Here is a 22,348-nt window from a genome sequence, read left to right as displayed (position 1 = left end):
GTGTTGGAATCATATTATTCGACATCGCTCCTCGTGAAAAAGCCGCTCAGGAGGGCTGCGCATAGATCAGGTAATTCATCCACTGCTGTTGTGAAACCAACCGCCTGTGGAATTCGACATGCCAAGTTATTCCTTCTATATGATTTCAGTTGACGGGTTGTGTGGGATCGGGCTTCACACTTCAGGGAACACGGCAAAGAACTCGTCAAGAGATTTCATCAATATAGGTCCGTCGTCGCCTTCAATTCCTTCACACACATTTGGAATGATATCCTGATTAATCCATTTCTTTTCACCGACAAACGCATCAGATGCATAGATAGCGTAGGCACAAATCTCCATGTCTACATAATCCTGTGTTTCGATGTTCTCATTTGGCTGAATCTGCTTTGCGTGCTCAACAGTAAGCTGCCTTCTTACGTAGCCGAGTTTTGAGGCATCGCTCAACTCGACTCGAGCCCGATCGTCATCTCGTTCGACATACCGCCAGAATGCAGCCATCTTCAAATAACTCTCCCCGCCTTCATCATGGATGTCACTAAGCTCGCGAGATAAGTCCGAAAACCCTTCATCAGGGTCTTGCTCCATCGAACGGAATAAGAATCTCAGTGTTTTTGCCGCCCCGAAGTCCAACGTGTATTCCTTGAGGTTGTCGCGGATTTCGGGCGGAGGGATTAGCAAAGGGTCGTCCGAGTAATGGTATCCATCAGAATTATAGTCTTCAACTACAACATATGTGTCGGTGATTTCGGCGATAATATCGCTTAGTGTGTCTTGCTGATCCCATTTGGCAAGATCGATGAAATTCGGTCGAGTGAATAGAACATTGAATCCATGTCTTCGCTTCGACTTTTCGAATTTAGAAAGGATGTTCTGGTTTTCCTTGAGTGCGATCCAGTGGTTAGTATCCAGAATCACATCCAACATTCAAATTCAAGTTTTTGTTTGAAGGTTAATAGCTTTCGCAGGGGGTGACAAGCAACCGAGCGTCGTTCAGTGTTTAATTTCGGCCGACGACTCACAACCTTGGTTGTGCCCATTCCTCTCCAAGAGACCATGCTCGTCTGACATTGTCTTGATGCCCTGTACGTAGCTTCCCTTCCCCCGAATCTGTTAGCAGTTGAGGTATCAATAGAGCATAGGTCTCATTTCGAGGGATAGTCTCGCATCAGGAGACGTGGTTCGAAATGCGGCCTCGGTCCATGGGGCGTAGGCAATGTGTGCGGATTGTGGGAGAAGTGCAGCCGTCGAATCGCTGAGTGTCTCCGATACTGGCCCAAACTGGTTCAGAAGTGGGTTCTCTCTCCGTGATTGCTGGATGCGGTGGCTGGTTCTCGTGTGGATTCGCGGGGCTGTCTGGCGTTGTGGTGTCCTCGAAAGCCCCCGTGGCGCTCGGCTCGGTACGGCCGCTGTGCTCCTCGCTCGCGTTGCTCGCTGTGGTGCTTGACGGTCCGTTCCTCCCCGAGCGCCACGGCCCCTTTCAGTCCCACCCCGTGGCTCGTCGGGGGTGACGTCCGTGTTTTTCTGGTGTGTACGTCAGAAAGTCTATCAGCACCCCTGCGGGGTGAGGTGCTTTGAATTGTACAACAGTGCGTCAGTTCCACGACGGCTTGCCGACTACCTTCCGACTCGCTCTCCCCAGCGGGGTGATCCCCTGATCGGGTTTCCGAGTCGGTGTTCACACCACCCGCGAGATCGGTCAGTGACGGTTCTCTCAGGTGATCTGCTGGACTGCTGTGAGCGATGCGGGACGGTCCTGACCCGGACGCCACTCTGGGAACCATGGCTGGACGTCGACGCGGGTGAGCGATGACAGCGCATCGGTTCACGATCACGTTCGACCTCGAGGACGGGAGTCAGCGACAGCTTAGATTCCAGCCGATGCTCGTCGAGGGCGGGTGGAAGCGGATCGAACTAAGGCGGGAGACGCCCGAGGGACCGTGGTACCAGGAGGAGGTCGAGTCGGTGCGAGAACTGACGCTGGACGCTGAGCCAGTCGCACAGTCGATGGCGTTTCCCGGACCGTGAGCTCATGGCATAGGACGGAGGTGACTCATCGACGCCTACAGTACTACTGTATTGGCTCCGTTGAAATCTTCGGGGAATTATAGGTTCAATCAGTAGTGTGGGTGGATGCAGGCCTTCTCAAAGTCGCGGTTACTGCGGTTCGTCGGATAGGCCTTTCACTTGGCTCGACAAGCAATTGCACAATACTCCTCGAAGTTCTCGAAACGACGCTACACGCTTCACCAGCATATCGTCCTTCTGTGTCTCAAAATTCGGATCAATACGACTTTCCGCACCCTACTTGACGAACTCATCGAGATGCCACGCATCCGGAAGGCTATTGGCTCACCAGGATTCCGACTCCGTCAACCCTCTGTAAAGCGTTTGACCGGTTCGATATGGCCGTGTGGAGGGTACTTCTCAATCTCTCTGTACCCCTTCTTCTGACGAACGGTTCGTCGGGATCGATGCATCGGGCTTCGACCGTAGTCATGCCTCCAAGCACTACACGAAGCGAGCGAATCTGACGATCCAGCAGTTGTAAGTCACGTTATTGGTCGATACGAGAGCGAATGCAATCCTTGACCTACACGTGACGACGACCAGAAAACACGATACGTAGATTGCTCCATCATTCATCACACGGAATACTGACGATGTTGCGATTCTTCTCGGAGACAAGGGTTACGACGACCAGATGATTCGCACGTTGGCTCGTGAGAAAGAGGTGCGTCCGATCATCAAATACCGCGAGTTCTCGCCCCTCGAGAAAGCATAGAACGCACGATTAGATGCCAACCTCTACGGTCAGCGAAGTCAAAATGAGGCGGTTAATTCTCGTATCAAGCGGAAATACGGGTCTTTCGTTCGTTCTCGACGTTGGTGGAAGCAGTTCCTCGAACTTTCCATCGGTTGTCTCACCCACAATCTCGACCAGACACTCTAATCAGAAGGTGTGTGTGTGAATTATGAAAACTCTGCCGACTACCAGACCCCCTGTGTCCGATACTCCTCCATATTCAGCATGGCTTCGCCATCCTATCACTGGTTGAGGATTTCAACAGGGCCGACCGTTTTAAAGGGAGGTCCTGTGATGTTATTCTCCAATGAATCTTCACAAACTCATAGTAAAGAATTACCGCTCAATTCAAGGAGAGGAAAGCGGTGAAGCGATTGTTTTCAAAGGAGTAGACTGTTTAGTAGGGAAGAACAATGCAGGTAAAACAAATATTCTTTCCGCAGTTCAGTTTTTATTAAATAATCCAGAGAAAGAACTGGATGAAGAACTTTACTGGAATCGGGAAACGAATCGAGAAGTGGCGGTCAAGGGGTTTTTCAGGTTTGACAAAAGCGAGTTAAATCGAGCAGACGAGGGAGCTCAGACAGATCTTGAGCCATTCTTATCCGAAGTCGACGAAGATACAGTAGAAATCGGTGTTTGTCAAATTGTTCCACCTGGAATGGACCACCCGAACCCCGACGCAAAACTCGTGAAATCCGTGCCAGTGGAAGGGGAGATGGCGTTCGATTCATTCGAATCAGACCATAGCCAGTGGTGGGAAAACGCGACCAGTGACGATCACGATGACACAAAAACAGATTATCGAAATCATCTGCGACAGGACTACAGCCTCGTTGAAGAGTATGTAGACGAGGCGAAGTTGAAGCAGAAGGATTCGTGGTTTAAAGGTTATCTGAAATGTGTCGACGAGAACAATATAGACGCAGACCACGATGCGGTCCCCTTGGATATACCAAGTGGAGTTGAGACTCCCCTGTTCGAACAGCTCTTGCCTCGCACCATCAATATCCCAGCAGTTCGAGAGGTAGAGTCAGCAACACAACGGAGTGGAGAACTCGGGCAATTACAACAGGCACTATCCGAAGCGATACAGGACACTCTTGATAACGAGGTCCAAGAACAACTTGAAACACTCCGCGGTAGGCTAACACCTGACGGTAGCCAGGATCGGTTTAACGCAATCAGTATAATCGAGGAGAATATCACACAGCATCTACAGGAAACGTTCACGGACAGGAAAGCGAGCCTCACATTCCCAGATTTCACATCAGAGTATGTCCTCCGAGACATGCAACTTGAGATAGATGAGACAGATTTGGAAGGGCTGTCAATGCGGAATGTCGGTGAAGGTGTCAAGCGGACGCTTATTTTTAGCCTGTTACGAACCCTCGCGGACCTACGCGAGGAAACATTAGGTCTCAGAACGGGTCCCGAAGAGAGCCTTGAGGGAGAAACAACCCAACGTCCGCTCTTGATTCTCTACGAAGAGGCGGACCTTTTCCTCCACCCTCAACTCCAAACAACGCTGGTGTCCGCATTCAACCAGTTAGTAGACAATAACGCCCAGGTTATTTTCTCAACCCACTCCCCTGTCATGGTGAGATATGATACCGGAGGTGATTCTGAGAGGTCAGCTGACACAATAAACGTGGTCAGAAAAGAAAATACAACCACCGTTTCTCAATTCCACAGGGCACTAGAAACGATAGGACATCAAGGAACGGAAAGGCTGACTCGTCTTCATCGGATCTCTTCCTACATTTTCGCAGATACAGTCCTCCTCGTGGAAGGAGATACTGATCAAATAATACTGGAAAAAATAGCCCCCCATTTCGACTCGCAATGGGACTTCAATAGTCACGATATTCCTGTGTTAGAAGTAAGTGGCAAGGACTACGTTCCTATTTTCGAAAAAGTACTTTCCGAACTGGGAATCTCCGCGTATTCCGTTCTGGACCGAGACGCTATTCCAAAAACAGTCCAAGAGTTCCCTCTTTCAGGACGTTCTCAGACGAAGCTTGATGAGTTAGAGCAAACTGCAGACGAGTGTGTAGCCGACGAAGATGTTTCTGATGGATTTGACTATAGCACAATCGAGGAGCGGTTCAAACACATGAAATCTGAGGCCGTTGAGAATCTAAAATCGCTTCACTCGGCTCTAGAGCAAGGGCAAGAACCCGAAGAAGATGGTATTGGGTCACTGGAAACATTGATCGCCCGCGAGGAGAGTCGTGGAGACGACTCATCCCAACCCCTAGTAAACCAGAAGATGATCTTGGGTCATCCTGATGTGCAAGAAAAACGGACACAGCTTGTCAGAACCCTCATTGAAGACAATAATGCCCTCGTTCTCGAAGGCACTATAGAAGACTATTATCCAGATTCTGGACACAGCACCCAGAAAGCGATGGAATTCACTCCAGGAGATTACTCTCAAGAAGAGCTCAGGGAGAACTTTACTACATTTTCGGAGGGAGATACGACTGACTTGGAGTTATTCTTAAGCAGAATATTCGATGTAGGAGAGGTGTAGCGTAATACCTCAGTAGCGAGGTTTGAGGAAACGTCTCAACAACAGGCAACACCCTTCGCGCTCCCCGATCTTCTCTCTAAGTTCGATTGTATATAAGCGTGGTAAAGGATAGCACCGAGCAGTCACCTTGTTACCGACCGAAGTGTGAAAAACAACCATATCTTTATCTTAAGATTAATCTTCAGCTTAGATTAAAGCCGGAGCAGTATGATGAGCCACTATGAGCGATCAATTCACCGACGCCCTTGACTAAACGGAGGAGGCACAAGCGGCGTACTGGATACACGAGCTTAAACAGTATCTCGTGGCGACGCCGACGGAGCGATTCAAATACCCTTTACCGATTCGCTGCAAACTGTAATCAAGGCCGAATCGTGTCACGCACATCACCCCGCGCCGACGGTGACATCGTCCGCGACTTCCTCTCAGTTGCGGACCTCCTCGAGGAGCCACAGCTGGCCCAGCTGTACGCGTCCCTCGTTCGCGAGGGGGACGCGACCGTCCAGGACGTGATGGACAACGTCGGGCTCCCCCAGGGAACCGCCTACAGCTACGTCAATCGACTCGACGACGCCGGCGTCGTCGAGGTCACCACCGACGAGCAACCCCGGACGTACGCGGCCCGCGAGATCGACCTGACCGTGACGACGGCCGCGGACGACCGCGAGTACACGATCACGCCGGCACTCATCGACGCCGTTGGACGGCGGGAGACGAACGCCGACATCGACACGTACATCGACCGCCACGGCGTCGCCGGCCTCGCGACGGCGCTCACCTACGCGGTCGTACGCGAACGCGGCGAGGTGACCCACCGGCTGATGGCCGAGGACCTCGATATCTCGCCGCTGGCTGCGGAGCTGATTCTCCAAGCGCTTCGGCCAGTCGTCTCCGAGCACTCCGATATCGAGGAATTTGGAGCAGATTCGAGAAAGAACGAGAGTTCCGAGCAGAGGGGATATCGTTGTTACGCCCTGAGGGAATTACCCTCGGTGGATGGCCGGTTGTAATGGGGTCACCGTTCTGTAGAGCGATATCTGACGAATAAGAACCCCTGCTCGGTCGACGATAGATTCAGGGCTGATTCCCGAGCTGGAGTGCTCGGCTCCTATCTGTGCTCCCAGATTGGGCGATGAGTTCTTGTGCTCGCCCGATTCCGTGAACATCAGGCCGTCGGACAGTTTGATAGCCTTCAAGGGTCTCTCGTAGATGACGTTCATGCCGTTCGATATCGGGCACTGCTACGTCAGATTCTTCGAATAGCTGTCGATGTTGTGAGCTCGCAAACGAGACGAGTCGCTCGATTTGCTGTTGGTTATTCTCATTCGGCTCGCCACCGTCAGTTCGTGCTTGGCCACGAGTATCATCATGGAGCGCCCAGAGGTCCTGTAACCGGTCCACGAAATCGTCGTGGGAGTCCGTTGTCGATCCGCTCTCACGAATGACCATCCCAATGTTCCGTGACTCGATGCCAGTTCTCAGGTCGTCCCACATTTTGACAGCTGGATGTGGGATTTCGTAGTAATTCACTGGATCTCCAATCCACCCGGATTGGTCAGCGGAATCCTTGAATTTCGCCTCGACAGGCGAATTGGGGTAATCGGTTGGAATATAGAGTTGAGAGGATCCAGCTTCGATCGCCTGCGCATCGATAAAATAGCACTCCGTCAGCGCATCGGATAATTGGTTGTTAGAATCAACGACGGGACATGCGTAGTAAGCGACTTCACCTGGCTCTCGGGTCGCAAGTGTCGTGATTTGCTGAGTATCGAGTTTGAATCGAACACCTCGGTTTGGCTCAGCCTTGGGTGCTTTGTACTGGAAGAGAAGTCGCATCGCTAACGGAAGTTCAACATCGTATCCCCCACCAGCCTGATGTTCCTGATACCGTGTTGGTGCGATGGCTGTTGTCCGATTGTACGGCCCACGTATACGAGTCAGTATTTGGTGTGTTGCATTCACGACAAGCGAATTCTCAGATGGATAGGACGCCATGTCTGAGCGAAAAATTTGAAGACAATGAATATAATATTTGTGTCAGATAGTGCTGACCCGGATATTCTCAACTAGCGATGAGCTATATCCAGTTCTGCTTGCCATTGACTGTCCTCGTTTCCTGAAAGCCCTCGACCGCTCTGCATCCCGCGACCGCCGCTGCGCTCCTCGTGCCTGCGGTGCTTACGGGGTCGGGGACGGCCTCGCCCTTTCTGAGTCCACCAGGACCGTAGATGGTCCACTGAGCAACGTAGCCGACTGGACAGATGTGTACGTAACGGCTCGCCCCGCTCGCCGCTGCCGCCCAGCGCGCCCTCGTCACCGACCATTCCGGGCGTGCGGCTCGCTCCTGCGTCGCTCGCCGTTCCGGGCGTCTGGTTTGACGCCAGCGGGTACCCGCGGGGGGTTCGCAGGCTCACCCCCCGCGCGTACTCCGCTGGACGGTCGCGCTGGGCGGGTCGGCGCGCGGTGCTGGTACTGTGAAGGACGTCGGGCGCGCGCCGCTCGCGCCCAGGGGCGCTCGCGAAGGCGCGAGCGGCGCGCGTCGATGTCGCTGTCGAGTGAGACGTGTGTTGGTGAAAACCGCGATTTGGGTCGCGGTTGTGGCGTCGTGAAACGCCTTCGGAGCTATGACTCCAATGTCTACTGAGAACGCAATCAGACAAGTAGTTTCGGTCGATGAACAGGGATTCGATGAGAGCGGCGAGCCGGTCGTCGACGAGGATGGGTTCGAACTGGTGGACGAGACGCCACAGTTCAGGCCAGCGGTCGAGCAGGAGATGAAGGCGAAGGTGGATGCGAACCACCCGGATGCGCGGCCATTCGGGCTCACGTTGGAAGCGGAAGAGCGGTTGGAAGCGAGAGAGTGGGAGATCGAGCGGACGAAGACGAGATTCGATGCGCGGCAGGAGTCGAGCCGGGAGGCGCGGACGAAGAAGGTGGCCGAGAAGGGAAGCACTGAGCGTGGACGAGTGTTCGAGGAGCGAGCAGGGTCTGTGAACAAGTGGACACACCCGGATGAGCCGGACCCACGGGCACAACTGAGCCAGGAGGAACTGGCGGGAGTGAATGAGCAGGCGGTGCGGGTGGAGCGGAAACTGGACGGCTGGACGAGTGCGGCGATCAGTCGGAAGCTGGCAGAACGAGTCGTAGATGGGTCGTCACTGATGAGTGCGGTCATTGGAGTTTTCGAGGCGCTACAAACGGAGCCAGGCCGGGTCGTTCCGATCGCGGCGCTGGAGGAGGTGCGACGTCAGGAGGTGAGCATCGAGGGCCGTGTGAAGACGCTCTGGGAGCCATCCCATACGAGTATCAGCCAGGTCGGGCTGGTAGAGGATGAGAGTGGGACGGTGAAGGTGACCGTGTGGAAGCGGTCGGATGCACCGTGGATGCAGGAGGGTGAGCGCGTGCGGATTCACGGGGCGGCGCGGAACTGGTACGAGGGGCGCGTGTCGCTGGCCGTGACCGGGTGGTCGACGATTCACTTTTCCGAGCGGGGGCGGTGGTGGGAGTAGCCGGGTTGGGTCTCCTTTTTTGCTGTGTGCCGAGGCCGACCCTGACCCCGCCTCCCCACCCACCGCTCCGTGCTCGCTCCCTGCGGTCGCTGCGCGCGCAGCCACGACCATTTTCAGGAGTGTGGAGTAGGACTTTATTGACCATACACTTACCGCTCAAATTCACAATTCCACTGGTTTGCTACTGAATGCTTAAGGAGTGCCGGTCGGTATACTACCTCAAATGGCGGAAGAGAACGCTATCGGGGGCCTCGCGGTTCTCTTTCTTATGATTCTTGTAGCCCTGGCAATTTGGCGAACCGTCCAGGGCGGCGATCCGAGTAATTCTTTTTTGGTATGGTTCGGGAACCATCCTGATCTTTTCGCCGGAATCATCGTATTGCTCGTGATCGTCGGCGCCATCTTCAACATCGCCTCCCGATTATAATGAGCGAACAGCAGTCGGAATCGGATGCAACCACCACCGAGGCTAGTGCTCCTAGCTTCAATGTCGATGATGTCGAAGTCATCATCGAACGACAATTGCAAATCGTCCGCCGGCTGAACGATGAACTCCTCCGAACCACGCGCACACAGGTACTTATCGGCGCGGGTCTTGTCACGCTCATCTCCCTCATCGACGCCCGACTATTCCTCCCCCAAACACAAAATCCATTATGGGTCGTCGGGTTCACCATCACGTTCCTCTCCTTCCTTGCCTGGTACAACCACGTCGGTGCTGCTCGTGTCTCTTACACCGACCTCCAACTTGGTGTTCACAGCGACATCGGCGAGAACATTCCCGCGGAATCGGCTGATCCACCATCAACGCTTACGCGCATTAGAACGTTCCTTTCCCAGGCTGCAGTCCATCTCCCTGTCGTAATCTTGACATTTGCTGGAGGATCACTCACGACCGCACAATTTGAGGAAGATATCGATCGTGACGACGCTTCCCGCCTGGTCGCCGCCGACGCGGTGGACGGCATCCACCACAACAACCGGGTACTTCGCACCCGGGAACGGTACGTTAACGCTGTCCGCGGCTACCTCACGTGGACCTTCCTCGTCATGCTGACCGGCGTTCTCCTCATGGTATTCTACTGATGTCGATGAATGAAACACTCGTACTCATCGGAGTCGCACTGACCGCGGTAATCCTTGGCGTCCTCGTTGTCCTTGCCGGCATCGGCCTTGCGATACTGCCACCGGCAATCCCAATCTTCGGGACGGCGGCCGCGACTGTCTCACCCCTCTATCTCGTCACCGGCCTCGGCTTGATCATCATCGGCATCGCCGTTATGATTTTCATCCTCACCGAAATCCTTGATGGCGGTGGCTCCGGCGGATGGGGGCGCGGTCGATAACTATCCGACTCAAACGAAACCCGGCATCTTCCAGACTATCTGATGTATATAGCCCCCAGCACCGCACAGGGTGATCCATTGATCGTCGACGACCTTACCGCAGTAGCGACGCTGTCTAGTCGTCGGCCATTGTCCATCCGTACCTCTCCCAGCACTCTGGGGACTTAACAGGCTGTCATACTACCAGTGCCGTGTAGACCGCGTTCCAGTATTTATTCACGAAGTATCTGCCGCCGACCTAGGTTGAGCAGATCGTCGTTCAGGTCATTGTGGGGAGGACTGTCGCCGGCTTTCGGCAGTTCGTGTTCACTCCTATATACGTGTAAGTAGAACAATAATGGGTTCCGGGCAGCGTGCAGTACGGGATTGAGTTCCTGGATTATGATTGTATTAGCCTATAGAAGACCCAAAAGCTCTCCTTCATTTCTACCCGTAGAGGATTTGCCTCGACACTCATGGAGTTTATCACTCTGTTGTAGAGGGGGCCTCACAGTGACTCAAGCGCTATAGTCGAAGTCACACTCCAGCTGAACCGATGTCCGTACTCGATAGCGTTTATTGACCCCTCAATGGGTGAGGGGCTCGACATAGTGCGAGTTCCTGAACACGGTGAGAACGATGGCAATCAGAGACATCTACGAGAGAACGTTCGACGAAGACGTATAGGCTGACGCAAGCGCGAACCAGTGCGCCGAGTACGACGGTCACGTCACAACGAACGCCGTGGAAACGGTCTGTGAGGACTGAGGGCTGGTACTCGACTCACAGCCGATCGACCATGGTCCGGAATGACCAACCTTCGATGATGACGAGAGAGATCCCGAGCGAACCGGCGCGCCGTTAACCCCAACCCGCTACGATCGAGGCCTGTCGACCGAAATCGGTCGCAAAACCGACGGCAACGGGAACACCCTCCCCGGCCAGAAACGCTGCCAGTTGGGCGGACTCCGACGGGAGCACAACCGCGGTCGCTGGCGCTCGAAAGCCGAACGGAATCTCGCACACGGCCTGGCCGAGACGCGCCGTCTCGCGAGCGCCCTTGACCTCCCGGAGAGCATTCGTGATCAGGCCTGTGCGCTCTATCGCAGTGCATCCAGCGAGGACCTCCTTCCTGGTCGTTCCATCGAAGCGGTCGCCGCCGCGAGCGTCTACGCGGTGTGTCGCTGTAACGTCCTTCCACGCACAGTTCCGGAGGTTGGTGGCGTCGCGAAGGCCACCGCCGAGCGCGTCGAGCACGCCTACGGCGTCCTCAATCGCGAACTCGGACTCCCGGCCATGCCGACGCCGCCCGCAGCCTACGTTCCCCGATTCGCATCAGCACTCGGGCTCTCGGTCGGGACACGGCACCGGGCGGAGGCAATCGCAGCAAAAGCTATCGAGGAACAACTCGCGAACAGGTGTCCTCCGACTGGCCTCGTGGCGGCCTGACTGTATACAGCCGCTCGAGAACGGTGCGAGCGGGTCACGCAGCCCGACCTCGCCGAGGTTGCGGACGTGACCCCAGTCACGATTCGCGCACGATGGGACGAACTGCGTGCGCTCGGTGACAACGATCACTGACACGCTACGCTCAGGACAAGATAACAAATACGACTTCGGGAAAGATATTTTGTCTTAGGGCCCCACTCCCCAGTATGACCGATATCAACGAGCGGGCGACGGAGGCGTGGATCGAGGAGACGACGAGTCGCGAGCGCATCCGGACGGTGCTGGAGGAGACCACCGAGTACGCGACGGCTGCGGAGATCGCCGACCGTGCGCGCACCAGCGAGCCGACGACGCGGAAGTACCTCGACGAACTCGTCGCGGACGGCATCGGGGTCACGACCCAGGACGGCCGGACCACCCTGTACAAGCGCAACGACGGCCGGCAGATCGACGAACGCATCTACGAACTCCGGGAAACGACTTCGTGGGACGAACTCATCGACGGCATTCGCGAGATGAAAGCACAGCTGCAGGACTACCGCGACACCTACGAGGTGGAGGGACCGGAAGAACTCGCCATCGAACTCGACGCCGACGCCGACGGCTGGGAGGATGTCGGGCGCTGGCGTGCCACGCGGCGGAACCTCGCGATCGCCCAGGCCGCCCTCCGGGTCGACGAAGCCCATCGGCTCGCCGAGGCATAATGGTCGACGACTGGGAGCGGGTCGAGACTGGGTCGCCCGACCTGAAGCGACTTCAGACGGCACGAACCGTCGCCACAGCGCACGAACCGCTCGTCAGCGAGGCGACGTTCGATTCGCCAGTCGACCCACAGACGCTCCAGCTCTCCATGGATGCTGGCATTCGGGCCGAAACTGGCCGGTTCGACGTGACGTGGACGGGGAAGGGGCACTACAAGTATCACTACACCGAAGGTGAGGGATTCAATTATCGCTACGGCCGCCACCCCCGAGCGGACGTCTCCGAGAAGCACTTCCACGAACCGCCGGATGCGAGTCACGACGCCGTCCCGTCGTGTATCGAGGTCGAGGTCGTTCCGTTAGTCACGCTGGCCGTCCTCCAACTCTGGCGGGATGCCGTCGAATCCGGTGATCTCGACCGCCTCCAGCAACCCAACCCGCCGTGAGGGGTCGGGGGCGTCCTACTCAAGATTCGCGTCGTGCTAGCGAGCGATGAGCCGCTCCCCGGCTTCGACTGCCGGACCGTCCTGGTCGTGGAGATCGACGATCAGCTGTGGGATCGAGACGGTCGTGACGCCCTGACCTGTCTGGGCGTCAGAGAAGACGTGTTCGTCGGTTGCGCGGAGTTCGGTGTTTCCGCCGCCGACGAACCCCTTCTGTTCGATCACGTTCGGCCAGCCGTCGATGTCCTCCTCTCGCACGTAGAGTGCCGTCGTCGACGTGGTTGAACAGCTCCGCTTCTGTGTTCGCGATGCAGATAATCGTGAACTGCGGGAGGCTGTGGAGGTCGTAGATGACGCTGGGTCCTCCAGTTGGTCTACCTCGTCTAGGATGACGACGGTTCGCGGGCCGTCGTGCTGCTGTAGACGGTCGACGAGATCGTCGTGAGGCGCGACTGCCGGTGGATGTCGATGGTGGCGCCGAGGTCGTCGAGGATCTAATAACGCGTCCGGAATGTGGTTTAGTTGTACTAGCAGTTGATGTAAGTGGTCTCGACGTCGAGGACCTCCTCACGGAGGCGTTCGGTGACGAACTTCGAGATGCAGGTCTTGCCGGCGCCGCTGGGCCCTGTGATGATGGCCGTGTCGGCGGGTTCACCGTTCGTTATCGGTTCGCGGACGCTGGAGAAGTGGTTGACTGCGGCGTCGCGATGCTCAACTTCCCGAGGGACGAATCCGATGCGGAGGACGCGAGCATCGCGGATCATTTGATTCTGATAGACTGATTTTTCGGTCAAGAGATAAAAGCCTGACCGGGTTGTTTCCGGAAAGACGTTGTTATGACTTTTGAGAGCCGTTTCGACTGAACGCAGTCACTTGATTTCTGTTTTCGTAGTCTACTCACTTCCAGGAACACAGCAGCTCTGCATCGCTTGTTCATCGAGGGCTTGGTACGGTCACTGATGGTTAGAGAGTAATACATAAACTATCAAGCTACTCACGGACGCTTGACCGACTACCCACCTGCGAAGTATGGAAACAGGTGATGCGCATTTTGTGGATGCGAAAGAAACTACTTCTCAAGGAGGGTTCAGTCGGTATAGTAGACTCGACCACTAAGTTTTAGTCCAGAGATGAAAGTCCGGTAGCCGAATTGATTGACGAGAATCAGGGTGTCTGAGAGATCGTATTTTTTCGGGGAATCCAGCCCGGAACATGCTACCAGATAGTGTCATGACGCTCAAACAACACGACATCGAGAATAAGCTTTGTATCGAGTCAGTCAGAGAGGAACTTTAGGCCATCAAACCGATTCAGAAGCCCCTCTTCAATGATATGTGTGGGTGTTCGTGGTAGGAGGAGACATTGTTCACAGAAATCCGGGCAGACACAATCATCCAGAGCGGTTCTCGTTTCCCATAGGAACTCTTCTAAGTCCTGATAGACTGCGTGGGATAATCCTGCTCCGCCTACGTCGGCGTCATAGACAATTAGCTGAATAAACCGTTGAGACATTGTTACAGAACACTGGATATCCAAGCTGTCGACACCGAGATTTCTAGAAATTATAGATCTAAGTCCATATCCGGCCGAGTATGCAGCTGTAATTGCCTTCCTGTTATCATTCGATCCGAGCTTCGATCTGAGATCTTCGATTCTATGTAGAAAGACGATCCCATCGGTTGGATGTTGATGACCGGGAATAGCGTGATCCCATTTCACTTCCCCATCTTCAAATTTCAGGATATCTCCTTTTGCGTCTTCGACGTTGCTGTTGGAGAAATAGCTAATTTCGACTTTGGGCACGGTACTTCGAACTTTCAGGTTAGATACGAAGCGGATGTGAAGATCCTTGAAGTATGTCTCATCCAGTGTTTCGGCGTCTCGTGTTAGACCTCCTTCTATCTCGTCTTCGTCCAAGTCAAGTGCTTCTTCGAAGTTCTCGGAGAACTCAGTCAAAAGTCAACACCTCGCATTATCAGCGGCCGTGTTCTCTTTCTGGATCTGGATGATTTGAGCACCGCTCCCAAGTATTCGTGAACGCTGATTTCCTCTAAGTCATCTCCACAGAGCGGGCAGACTTCTAAGGCAGGGTATTCATTGTAGGGAAGAGTGCATAATTGGTTTGTGCAAACGCTGGTGGAGAAAATTTCATCTCGACTAACTTGTGCACTCACAACCTCGTAGTCGACTCCTCCATAGGTGTCCATTGCTTCTGGATATGATTCTCTCAATGCTTGTGAGACGCTCTTGGATTCGTAGCTGAGATGGACTTGACCGTTTTCCTCACTTTCCTTTTCTCGGAAGAGCGCTACTGAATCCTCGGTGGAACGGTATTGGCTGATCATTCCGGCACTGGACAGAAGCATTGGCAGGTATCCAACTTCCCTCTCCAGTTCCTGAAGAATTTCTTCCTGGATGACTCTCCGCCTTCTGAGACCCTGAGCACCCTGGCCAGTTTCCTTTTCCAATGCCCGGAAGGTTGTGTAGAATTTGAAAAGTCGGCGAAGCACACGCTGTTTTACTTCAGACGGGCTCTCAAACAGATCTTCTAATGCTTGTTCAAGGTCCTCTTCACCCGATTTAAACGCACCTTCCAAGTGCTCCTTGATAGAGTCTTGATTTTCATCGACAGTATCCAGTAATGCTTCTACACCGTCGTAGACTTCATTAATCACATCGTCAATATCCTGGCCCGTTTTGAACCGCTCAAATCGTCCATAGTCGAGATCGTTCAGATTCAGATATGTGAGTACCTCGGACATCACCTGTGTCTTAAGGATATCGTAATTGAGGTGGTTGATCTGTACCGGTTTGGAAGGTGCATTGAGGAATCTACTTTCTATATCTTCGAAATAGAAGTTATCCACGGCGTTGTGAGGACGAGCAACCGTGAACACCATTGAGGACTGGTCTAAGCTACGTCCAGTACGACCAGCTCGCTGGACATAGCTTGTCTTTGTAGGTGGAATACCCAGCCCGGCGATGCAATCGAGAGTTCCTATGTCTATGCCGAGCTCCAGGGTGTTTGTAGCTGATACTACGTTGATCTTGGGCGGATTTGCGCCGAACCCTTCTTCGATTTTATTCCGAGTATCGGTCTTTATACCGGCCTTATGCACTGCACTTACGAGAGGATCAACTCCGTGACCGAGGACCACATTTCCCCAGTGGTCTAGTGAGTACTCTTCCTGGTCGAATTCGACTTTATCGTATGAATCCCGGTCCACTTCGACTAAGTGCTCGCCACAGTCTGGACAGTAACTTCTATCCCAGAATGGCCATCCTGAATAACAAAATTCGCAAACACAGGCTTCTTTTTGAACATCTAGCTCGAGGAAGTTCCTTCTCAGGGTGAGGATAGTTACGACTTCATCGCTAGACCGCTCTCTTTCTCGGCTAATAATGTCTGCTTGCTCCAAGACGGAGAGTGCTTCGTCAAGTTTCGCGTCAAGATCAGGTGCTGAATCGAAATAGGTCGGCACCGAGTTTGAGAGTTTAGATTTTAGAGAATCGATTTTGATGCTATTACTTTGATCCAGATCAGTATGGGGTTTGAACGCCAGAATTTTCACGATCTCGTTCGCTATGAGGTTGATTTCATCGTTTTCTGACTCGGGTCTAACACTGAGAATCCCTGCATCCCACAATTTCCGATGGTTGCCTTTGTCGAGAGGATTTGCTAGAGCACCTAGCTGCGAGAAGAGGCCTTGCGAGAGCGTTTCGTCCTCCAAATATGTGTAAGGTTGCTTTACGTAGTATTCTTTCAGCTCTTCGTATAGGTCTTCTCGGAGATTTGAGACGGAGTAGAATTGGTCGTCATCCTGCTCTTCTAATAATGATACCATCATTCTCTCGCTTTCCAACGAGTAGTCGAGTTTCATCATTAGAGAGCCGACTCCTTCTGCGTCTCCTCTCCGATTAGAGAAGACTAGGACTTTGCCTGCTCCGAATTCCTTCATATCTCTACCGAGCTTAGATAGGAAGTAGGATAGGAAAGTGGTTGTCTGCATTGGTGGCTCAGTATAGCTGCGCCTGGAGCAGGAGCAAGGTTCTCCGATTGCATATTCTTCGCCTCTGTCTACGTAATATGGTGTGTGGCAGTTGGAGCAGAATTTGACTTCTCGGAGAGAATGGTGATCTCTTCCTCCCTCCGAAACTCGTTCCGTGAACATGCTTTGGCAGTCAGGACAGTAGAAAAAGTTCACATACGGCTTGATGAAGTAGTGATAGCGGTCGTAGAGGACTCCACCTAATTTACACCATTCGAGTAGATTAGTGAGCGTCTCAAACTGGTTTTCTTGAATCTGATCGGTGAATATGCTCTCCAGTAGTCTTTCTACTTCGATGAAATTTTCTTCGCCAAATTGGTCGAATATCTCTGCAACCTGGGGAACTTCGTTGACTAAGCTGTCCGCTATCTGTTCTCTGAATCTTAGAACTTCGTTGAATACGGATTGGAGTTCATTATCCTCTATTGTATTTCGTTTCTCTATCTCGTCTAAGAGTTCTTCTGCGTGTTCTGTAGCCTCCTGTTGACTATCCAAATAACCGATTCTCTGGAGAAGAGTCAGTGTAGACTGGACCTCTTTTTCTGAAGCTTCCGCAAGTGATTTTAGGTCAGATACGTCTGGATTCCCTTCTCTGATTTCTCTCAGCATCCGGAAACCGTTCTGAGGGGATAGGAAATCTAAGGAGGTGAATTCGCTGGTGCTTCGATGTCTTGTATCCACATTCCCTGCTTCGAAGTCAATATGATCTATACCTGTTTCAGTACGGTTGAGAAGGTCTGAAGCGAATTCCTTGGGGTTGGCAATGGTAGCACTGGCCAAGACCATTGTGGAGCCGTAACGATTTCTTAAACGGCTGATGAACTGCGAGATTGCTTTACCTCCGTTCCCGTTCCAGACGTGGGCCTCGTCGAAAACCACGAGATCCAAGAGATCAGAGTTGACTAAATCTCGTGAATCAGAGGAAAAGAATCGGAACTCAAGCGCCTCGGGATTCGTGAGTAGGATGTCCGCCCCGTTTTCTTCAATATCGTCTCGGGTGAGCTCCAAGAAGTCGATTTCAACTGGCCTGCGATGTTCCTCAGTGTTTGTGCAGACCATCGTTCCAGAGTCTTGATCCCAGCCTAATTTCTGGTCGCATTCAGGGCATTCTAATCCTCGGACGTTTTGGCCGCTGGAGATTTTATATTGCCCTCTTGGGGTGTCTCCGTCATAGATGCCTATTTTGACGCCTTCAGTGCTGGGCCGTTGATTATTGATTTCGTATGTGTATTTCACCAGGCGGTCAAGTTGGTCGGTTTCGAGTGCCTTCTGAGGATAGATGATGAGTGATTTGATTTGTCGAGGGAATTCTCGCTCTTGTTGATTTCTGATAGCGGTGTCGAGAGCGGGTATTACGAAGCACTCTGTTTTCCCTGTGGCAGTCGGAACTGTTATGATGACGTCGTCTTCTGTGTCTCCGTGGACTGAGTCCAAGATAGATCCTACTGCTCTTCCTTGGTGTCGGTAAAGACGACCGTCACCTCCACCGAAAACTACGTCGCGGATCGCTGACTGTACCTCATGTTGGATGTCGTGGTTTTCACAGTAGTAGGGCCAAGGTTGATTCGAAAACTTAGGTGGTTGGACTTTTTCGAGATAAGGCCCCTTGACCTGAACCAGGTTATCGATAAACTCGTTGTAGTTCGAAATCGTATCTTCGTTGAGTTTAGTCAGGCCTTTGTTCCACCAAATCGTCTCGGTGAGGTGATCAACAGACCTGTTTTTGATATCTAGGATATTCATTGAGACCACTTCTCCTCAGGCTTAATCTGAGGCATACTTCTCCTGGAGGTTTCCTAACTCACTGGTGTATTCGCTGAGATCGATTTGACCCTTCTTCCTCTCTATCTTTTCCAACTCTTCTTCTACGTCGTCTGCTTCCTCTTTTTTGTCTTCAGCGGCGTCCTTTTCTGATTCAATAGAGTCTAAGGAGAAGTCGACATCCGGATAATCCTCTTCCATCCGTTCCAGCTCATCTTCAATTTCTTCTTTCCGTTCCAGCGATAGATCCTTCCAATCGCTTTTACAGACCTCACAGTGTTCTTCTTTGAGTTTGAGGTACCTCTCAGCGTTATCTATGTCCTCGACCTTTTCTTCGAGATGCTCCAGCTTATCCTCTATATCATCTCCGGGAACCGATTCTACCTTCTCCTGCTCCTCTTCTGCATTTTCTGTCAACTCTTGTAATTTTGAGGAGTCCTGGATTAGCTTCCTGGTATTCTCACAGAAGTCCTGAAGGTCTTGAAGGACTATCTCTGGTTCATCGCTGTCGTCGTCGAAGAGGACGTCGTCGTCTAATAGTCGTTGGACGATCTGCTTTCCGACATCGGTGTGGTCTGAAGCTTTGTCGTGGTCTATGTCCTTTAGAGATTCTATGTCTAGGGTCTCAACGAAGGTGTTACGGGTTCGATCCGCTCTAGTTAGTAGTCCGGTCGCACTGCTCAGATTGCTTCTTTTGGATTCATTCTCAGCAATGTCCGAGATGAAGGACTCGAAGTCGAAGTCCTCGAGATCTTCTTTGGACAGTTCTGATAGAGTCTCTGAGTTCGAATCATTGAGTTCAACATCATCTTCCGAGCTTGAATCAATATCCGCGAATTCTTCTAAGTCGGAACGTAGCTCTTCCAGGTCGCTGCTTTCGTCTTCGAATCCCTCAGAGACTTCCTCATCCACGTCATCGAGTTCTTCCAGTATTTGCTGAATTGTTTTGTGAAGATCGTAGATTAGAGTAGGATAGTCTCTGTCGTCGTCTATGTAGTCTGTGGCCCAATTTGGCGGTTGTTCTGGGAGTTTAGCGTAGAAGAGCTCTCGGTGAATTGGTGAGATGTCATCATCGACATCTAAGTCTTGTATTTTTGACCAGAGGTCTTGATCGGCTTCAAATTTTTCTCTTACGAGTTTAAAGTCTTCCTCGTCAGTCTGTTTTGCTTCTGCAATCTTGTCTAAGACGTCAGAGAAGATTTTGACATCGGAGTCATTGATCTCGCTTTTGATGTCTGCCAGTTTATCCTCGTTATAGAGGAAGAAGTCGACTATGCTGCTCTTCTTTTCCAGGTTATCCAGCCTGTTACTGATTTCGTCGTCATCCCGCATGACACGGCCGGATTCCATCCCGTGGAATTCTTCGAGTTTATCGAAGATTTCTGGCCCCACCGGGAAGAGGTCTCTTTTGTCACTGACTCTTCCAATCTTAGATGCTCCACCGAACTCTTGCTTCAAATAGACGACTGTCCGATCATCTTCTGTTTCGAACCGTTTTATAGCGCCTTTTTTGATTAGAGATTCTATTTCAACTCCATGATCTTCCCGAAGCTTATCCAGAACTTCATCTGAAATGAAGCCTCGATCCTTGACCTCATCAAGGATTTCCGAGAAGGCTTCTGCTTCGTCTATAGTCGGTCCATCATACTTTTCGTAGATGCTATTGTGGATGTTGCGGACCGCTTCTGAGGAGTCCTCGTAAAGCCCCGTTACTAAATCCTCCAAATCAGGGAGTTCCGGGAATTGTGACTGGTCAGAAAGTCTTCTGATTTCTGCTAAGACTTCGCTATCGTTCTCGAAGTCTTCCTCTTGGAGATGACGGTAAAGGCCTAATAAGTCTCTTAGCCGGTCAACGTGGATTATCTGGGTTATATTTGCCCACGTGTATTCGTTTTCTCTCCACCGCTGTTTATCGATAGTGTCATCAAACCAACCCGGTTTTGAGATATCCTCTGGATCTTTGTTAGTGACGATGAGTAATCCGTTGTCTCCGTCAAACCACTCTTGGATATCGTCGCGGATTTCTGGATCATTCAGTGAGTCATCTGAGAAGAGGGTTGTGGCGAGGAATCGATAGTCGTATTCGGAAAGGTTTCCGTCGCTTATTTCGATTTTCTCAGCACGTCCTGTAGTTGAGGAACCTATTAGTTCTAAGAAATCGGATTCAGGGTTGTTGCCGCCTGGAAGAGCGAGAGAAGACGACTGGGAAATGTTCGCCTGCTGGGAATTAACTCTTTCCAGTAGAGTTGAAAGACCTATGTCAACATTTCTCCGTAGTGTTCCGCGGTCACTGGCCTTGTCATCACTGAAGCTTTGTACTGTATCCCGGTAGGCTGCTAACTGACCTTCTGGTTCCTCTGTTGTACGTGGAGTGGTTTCTCTCGACCGAGAGTAGTCAGACTCTTCATAGTTCATCAAATATGGGTTCAGATCGAGCACTCCGCTGTCGGAGTCCTCAATCAGGACACGGGCTTGTTCTAACTCATTTTGAATCTCGTCTTCCACTTCCTCTAAGCCTGTAGATTGCGTGATCAGTTCCTTTGCCCTCCAAACTGCTTCTGTTTCTTCATCCGGATCTAGATCTGAGTTACCCTCAAACCGTTGCTTGATTTGAACGTGACTCATCTTCCGGCTGCATTCGTCGAATAGATATGCCCCGATCTCTTTTTCGTCATTACCGTCTGCTCTGTCCTGAGCGAATCGCTCGATAGCAGTATTTAGGCCGTCGATGAGGTTCCCTATTAGACCACCTGCTGCTAAGAGCCGTTTCATCCATTCGAGGTTTGCCTCGTCCAGAGGCCCGTAATCGGGATGGTCCTCCTCTATATATACATCCGAAAAGTAGTCTTGGAGCAGTTTTTCGATATCTATTATCCGGTGCTGCTTGCCCCGGATGTTGATGACAATATCCTCTTTGATGTCGTAAGTTTCCCCAGCGATGTTGAGAGTTCTGTCAATATTTCTCCTGGTAGCTTGGTCCTGCATTTCGCTCTTAATGGCGCTAGAGACGTCTGGATGGGAGAAGAGTACAAGGCCAACGTATGGGTAGAGGTGGTCTTTAAACCATTTTAGTACAGATTTGGCTTTTTCTGCGTCATTCTCAGAGACCATCTCGTCGAAGATGAATAGGAAGAGATAGCCTTCGCTGGCGAGTTGGCTTACAACTTCCTTGGGTTCGTATTCTCCCCCTCCGAATCCTGCTTCTCCTAGAATTCCTTTGACTTGTTCTGCGTTAGCTCCGTGTTGCTCCCCTATCTTTGAGATCTCTTCATCAGATAGTTCTGCGTCCATTCCGTTGAGAAGTTCTATCTTGTCGTCTATGTCAGGAACATCTAACTCCTCAAAGACTCTGCGACCCTCATTCTGTAGGAGGCCTCTGTATTTGAAGGAGGTTGGATTTGGATCAGTTGAATCCCAGACCGGGATGATCATTGGGATATTCGATTGATCTGGATTTTCAGTGGGGTCTAACTGGTTCCGAGTATACCGGGTCATCGTGGTCTTCCCGGTAGCTTGAGCTCCTTCGATCACGAGAAATAGGCCGTCATCTGAGCCACCGGGATTACCTGCAGAATCGTGGATTTGATCTGCCCAGTCATCTACGAGGCGGAGAACTTCTGATTCGACTTCTGTATCGATGTGGACTCGATCCTCGGGATCTTCGTCCGAGTCCCAGACCTGCGAGAATACGACATCGAATCGTTGTGGGTTGATGCCCAACTCCGACTCAAGTGCCTCTTCTGCTTCAGATTCCAGTTTTTTAGCCATT

At 52.2% G+C, this 22,348-nt stretch carries 15 protein-coding genes and 3 pseudogenes; 11 read left to right on the top strand and 7 right to left on the bottom strand.

Annotation, left to right across the window (positions count from 1 at the left end):
- Positions 1 to 174 precede the first annotated feature (174 nt).
- Positions 175 to 927: a hypothetical protein gene (locus RJT50_RS14085; protein WP_313692147.1), complete on the bottom strand. Its 753-nt coding sequence runs from the start codon at positions 925 to 927 to the stop codon at positions 175 to 177.
- Positions 928 to 1,809: 882 nt separating this feature from the next.
- Between RJT50_RS14085 and RJT50_RS14080 the strand changes: the two genes are divergently transcribed.
- The 4 genes and pseudogenes from RJT50_RS14080 to RJT50_RS14065 all read left to right on the top strand — a co-directional run bounded on the left by RJT50_RS14080 (position 1,810) and on the right by RJT50_RS14065 (position 6,352).
- Positions 1,810 to 2,028 carry a hypothetical protein gene (locus tag RJT50_RS14080; protein WP_313692145.1) on the top strand — a complete coding sequence of 73 codons (219 nt, stop codon included), beginning with the start codon at positions 1,810 to 1,812 and terminating at the stop codon, positions 2,026 to 2,028.
- 159 nt (positions 2,029 to 2,187) lie between these two features.
- Positions 2,188 to 2,953 (top strand): annotated as a pseudogene (locus RJT50_RS14075) (IS5 family transposase).
- Positions 2,954 to 3,113: 160 nt separating this feature from the next.
- Positions 3,114 to 5,342, top strand: a complete 2,229-nt coding sequence (locus RJT50_RS14070; RefSeq protein ID WP_313692144.1) for an AAA family ATPase — start codon at positions 3,114 to 3,116, stop codon at positions 5,340 to 5,342.
- Between the two features lie 374 nt (positions 5,343 to 5,716).
- The gene (locus RJT50_RS14065; protein WP_313692143.1) at positions 5,717 to 6,352 is read left to right on the top strand and encodes a DUF7437 domain-containing protein; all 636 of its coding nucleotides are present in this window, start codon (positions 5,717 to 5,719) and stop codon (positions 6,350 to 6,352) included.
- Between the two features lie 64 nt (positions 6,353 to 6,416).
- On the opposite strand, the gene RJT50_RS14060 is transcribed toward RJT50_RS14065, so the two are convergent.
- Positions 6,417 to 7,337: a hypothetical protein gene (locus RJT50_RS14060; RefSeq protein ID WP_313692142.1), complete on the bottom strand. Its 921-nt coding sequence runs from the start codon at positions 7,335 to 7,337 to the stop codon at positions 6,417 to 6,419.
- A 638-nt stretch (positions 7,338 to 7,975) separates the two neighbouring features.
- Here RJT50_RS14060 and RJT50_RS14055 point away from each other — a divergent pair.
- From RJT50_RS14055 to RJT50_RS14025, 7 genes and pseudogenes are all read left to right on the top strand, one after another.
- Positions 7,976 to 8,851, top strand: coding sequence for an SOSS complex subunit B family protein (locus RJT50_RS14055; RefSeq protein WP_313692141.1), 876 nt, complete (start codon positions 7,976 to 7,978; stop codon positions 8,849 to 8,851).
- Between the two features lie 223 nt (positions 8,852 to 9,074).
- Positions 9,075 to 9,278, top strand: coding sequence for a hypothetical protein (locus RJT50_RS14050; protein WP_313692140.1), 204 nt, complete (start codon positions 9,075 to 9,077; stop codon positions 9,276 to 9,278).
- Positions 9,278 to 9,937 carry a hypothetical protein gene (locus tag RJT50_RS14045; protein WP_313692139.1) on the top strand — a complete coding sequence of 220 codons (660 nt, stop codon included), beginning with the start codon at positions 9,278 to 9,280 and terminating at the stop codon, positions 9,935 to 9,937. Before RJT50_RS14050 ends, RJT50_RS14045 begins: the two co-directional genes overlap by 1 nt.
- A 5-nt stretch (positions 9,938 to 9,942) precedes the next feature.
- A complete protein-coding gene (locus RJT50_RS14040; RefSeq protein ID WP_313692138.1) occupies positions 9,943 to 10,197 on the top strand; it encodes a hypothetical protein in 255 nt (84 codons plus the stop codon).
- 723 nt (positions 10,198 to 10,920) lie between these two features.
- A pseudogene (locus tag RJT50_RS14035) lies at positions 10,921 to 11,757 on the top strand (transcription initiation factor IIB).
- Positions 11,758 to 11,831: 74 nt separating this feature from the next.
- The gene (locus tag RJT50_RS14030) at positions 11,832 to 12,329 is read left to right on the top strand and encodes a DUF7342 family protein (RefSeq protein ID WP_313692136.1); all 498 of its coding nucleotides are present in this window, start codon (positions 11,832 to 11,834) and stop codon (positions 12,327 to 12,329) included.
- A complete protein-coding gene (locus tag RJT50_RS14025; RefSeq protein ID WP_313692134.1) occupies positions 12,329 to 12,772 on the top strand; it encodes a toxin-antitoxin system TumE family protein in 444 nt (147 codons plus the stop codon). Before RJT50_RS14030 ends, RJT50_RS14025 begins: the two co-directional genes overlap by 1 nt.
- A gap of 36 nt (positions 12,773 to 12,808) precedes the next feature.
- Here RJT50_RS14025 and RJT50_RS14020 read toward each other — a convergent pair whose 3' ends face one another.
- The 5 genes and pseudogenes from RJT50_RS14020 to RJT50_RS14000 all read right to left on the bottom strand — a co-directional run bounded on the left by RJT50_RS14020 (position 12,809) and on the right by RJT50_RS14000 (position 22,347).
- Positions 12,809 to 13,027: a hypothetical protein gene (locus RJT50_RS14020; RefSeq protein WP_313696068.1), complete on the bottom strand. Its 219-nt coding sequence runs from the start codon at positions 13,025 to 13,027 to the stop codon at positions 12,809 to 12,811.
- Positions 13,028 to 13,037: 10 nt separating this feature from the next.
- Positions 13,038 to 13,533: pseudogene (locus RJT50_RS14015) on the bottom strand (AAA family ATPase); the annotation flags it as partial.
- 511 nt (positions 13,534 to 14,044) lie between these two features.
- A complete protein-coding gene (locus tag RJT50_RS14010) occupies positions 14,045 to 14,725 on the bottom strand; it encodes a DUF1998 domain-containing protein (protein ID WP_313692133.1) in 681 nt (226 codons plus the stop codon).
- A complete protein-coding gene (locus tag RJT50_RS14005; protein ID WP_313692132.1) occupies positions 14,722 to 18,561 on the bottom strand; it encodes a DEAD/DEAH box helicase in 3,840 nt (1,279 codons plus the stop codon). Before RJT50_RS14005 ends, RJT50_RS14010 begins: the two co-directional genes overlap by 4 nt.
- 21 nt (positions 18,562 to 18,582) lie before the next feature.
- Entirely contained in the window at positions 18,583 to 22,347 is a 3,765-nt protein-coding gene (locus RJT50_RS14000) for a hypothetical protein (protein ID WP_313692130.1), read from the bottom strand.
- Position 22,348 lies beyond the last annotated feature (1 nt).

Origin of the sequence: Halobaculum sp. XH14 (assembly GCF_032116555.1) — an archaeon.
Taxonomy (GTDB): domain Archaea; phylum Halobacteriota; class Halobacteria; order Halobacteriales; family Haloferacaceae; genus Halorarum; species Halorarum halobium.
The sequence above is the reverse complement of the archived record's forward strand: the minus strand, read 5'-3'. Positions and strand labels throughout refer to the sequence as shown.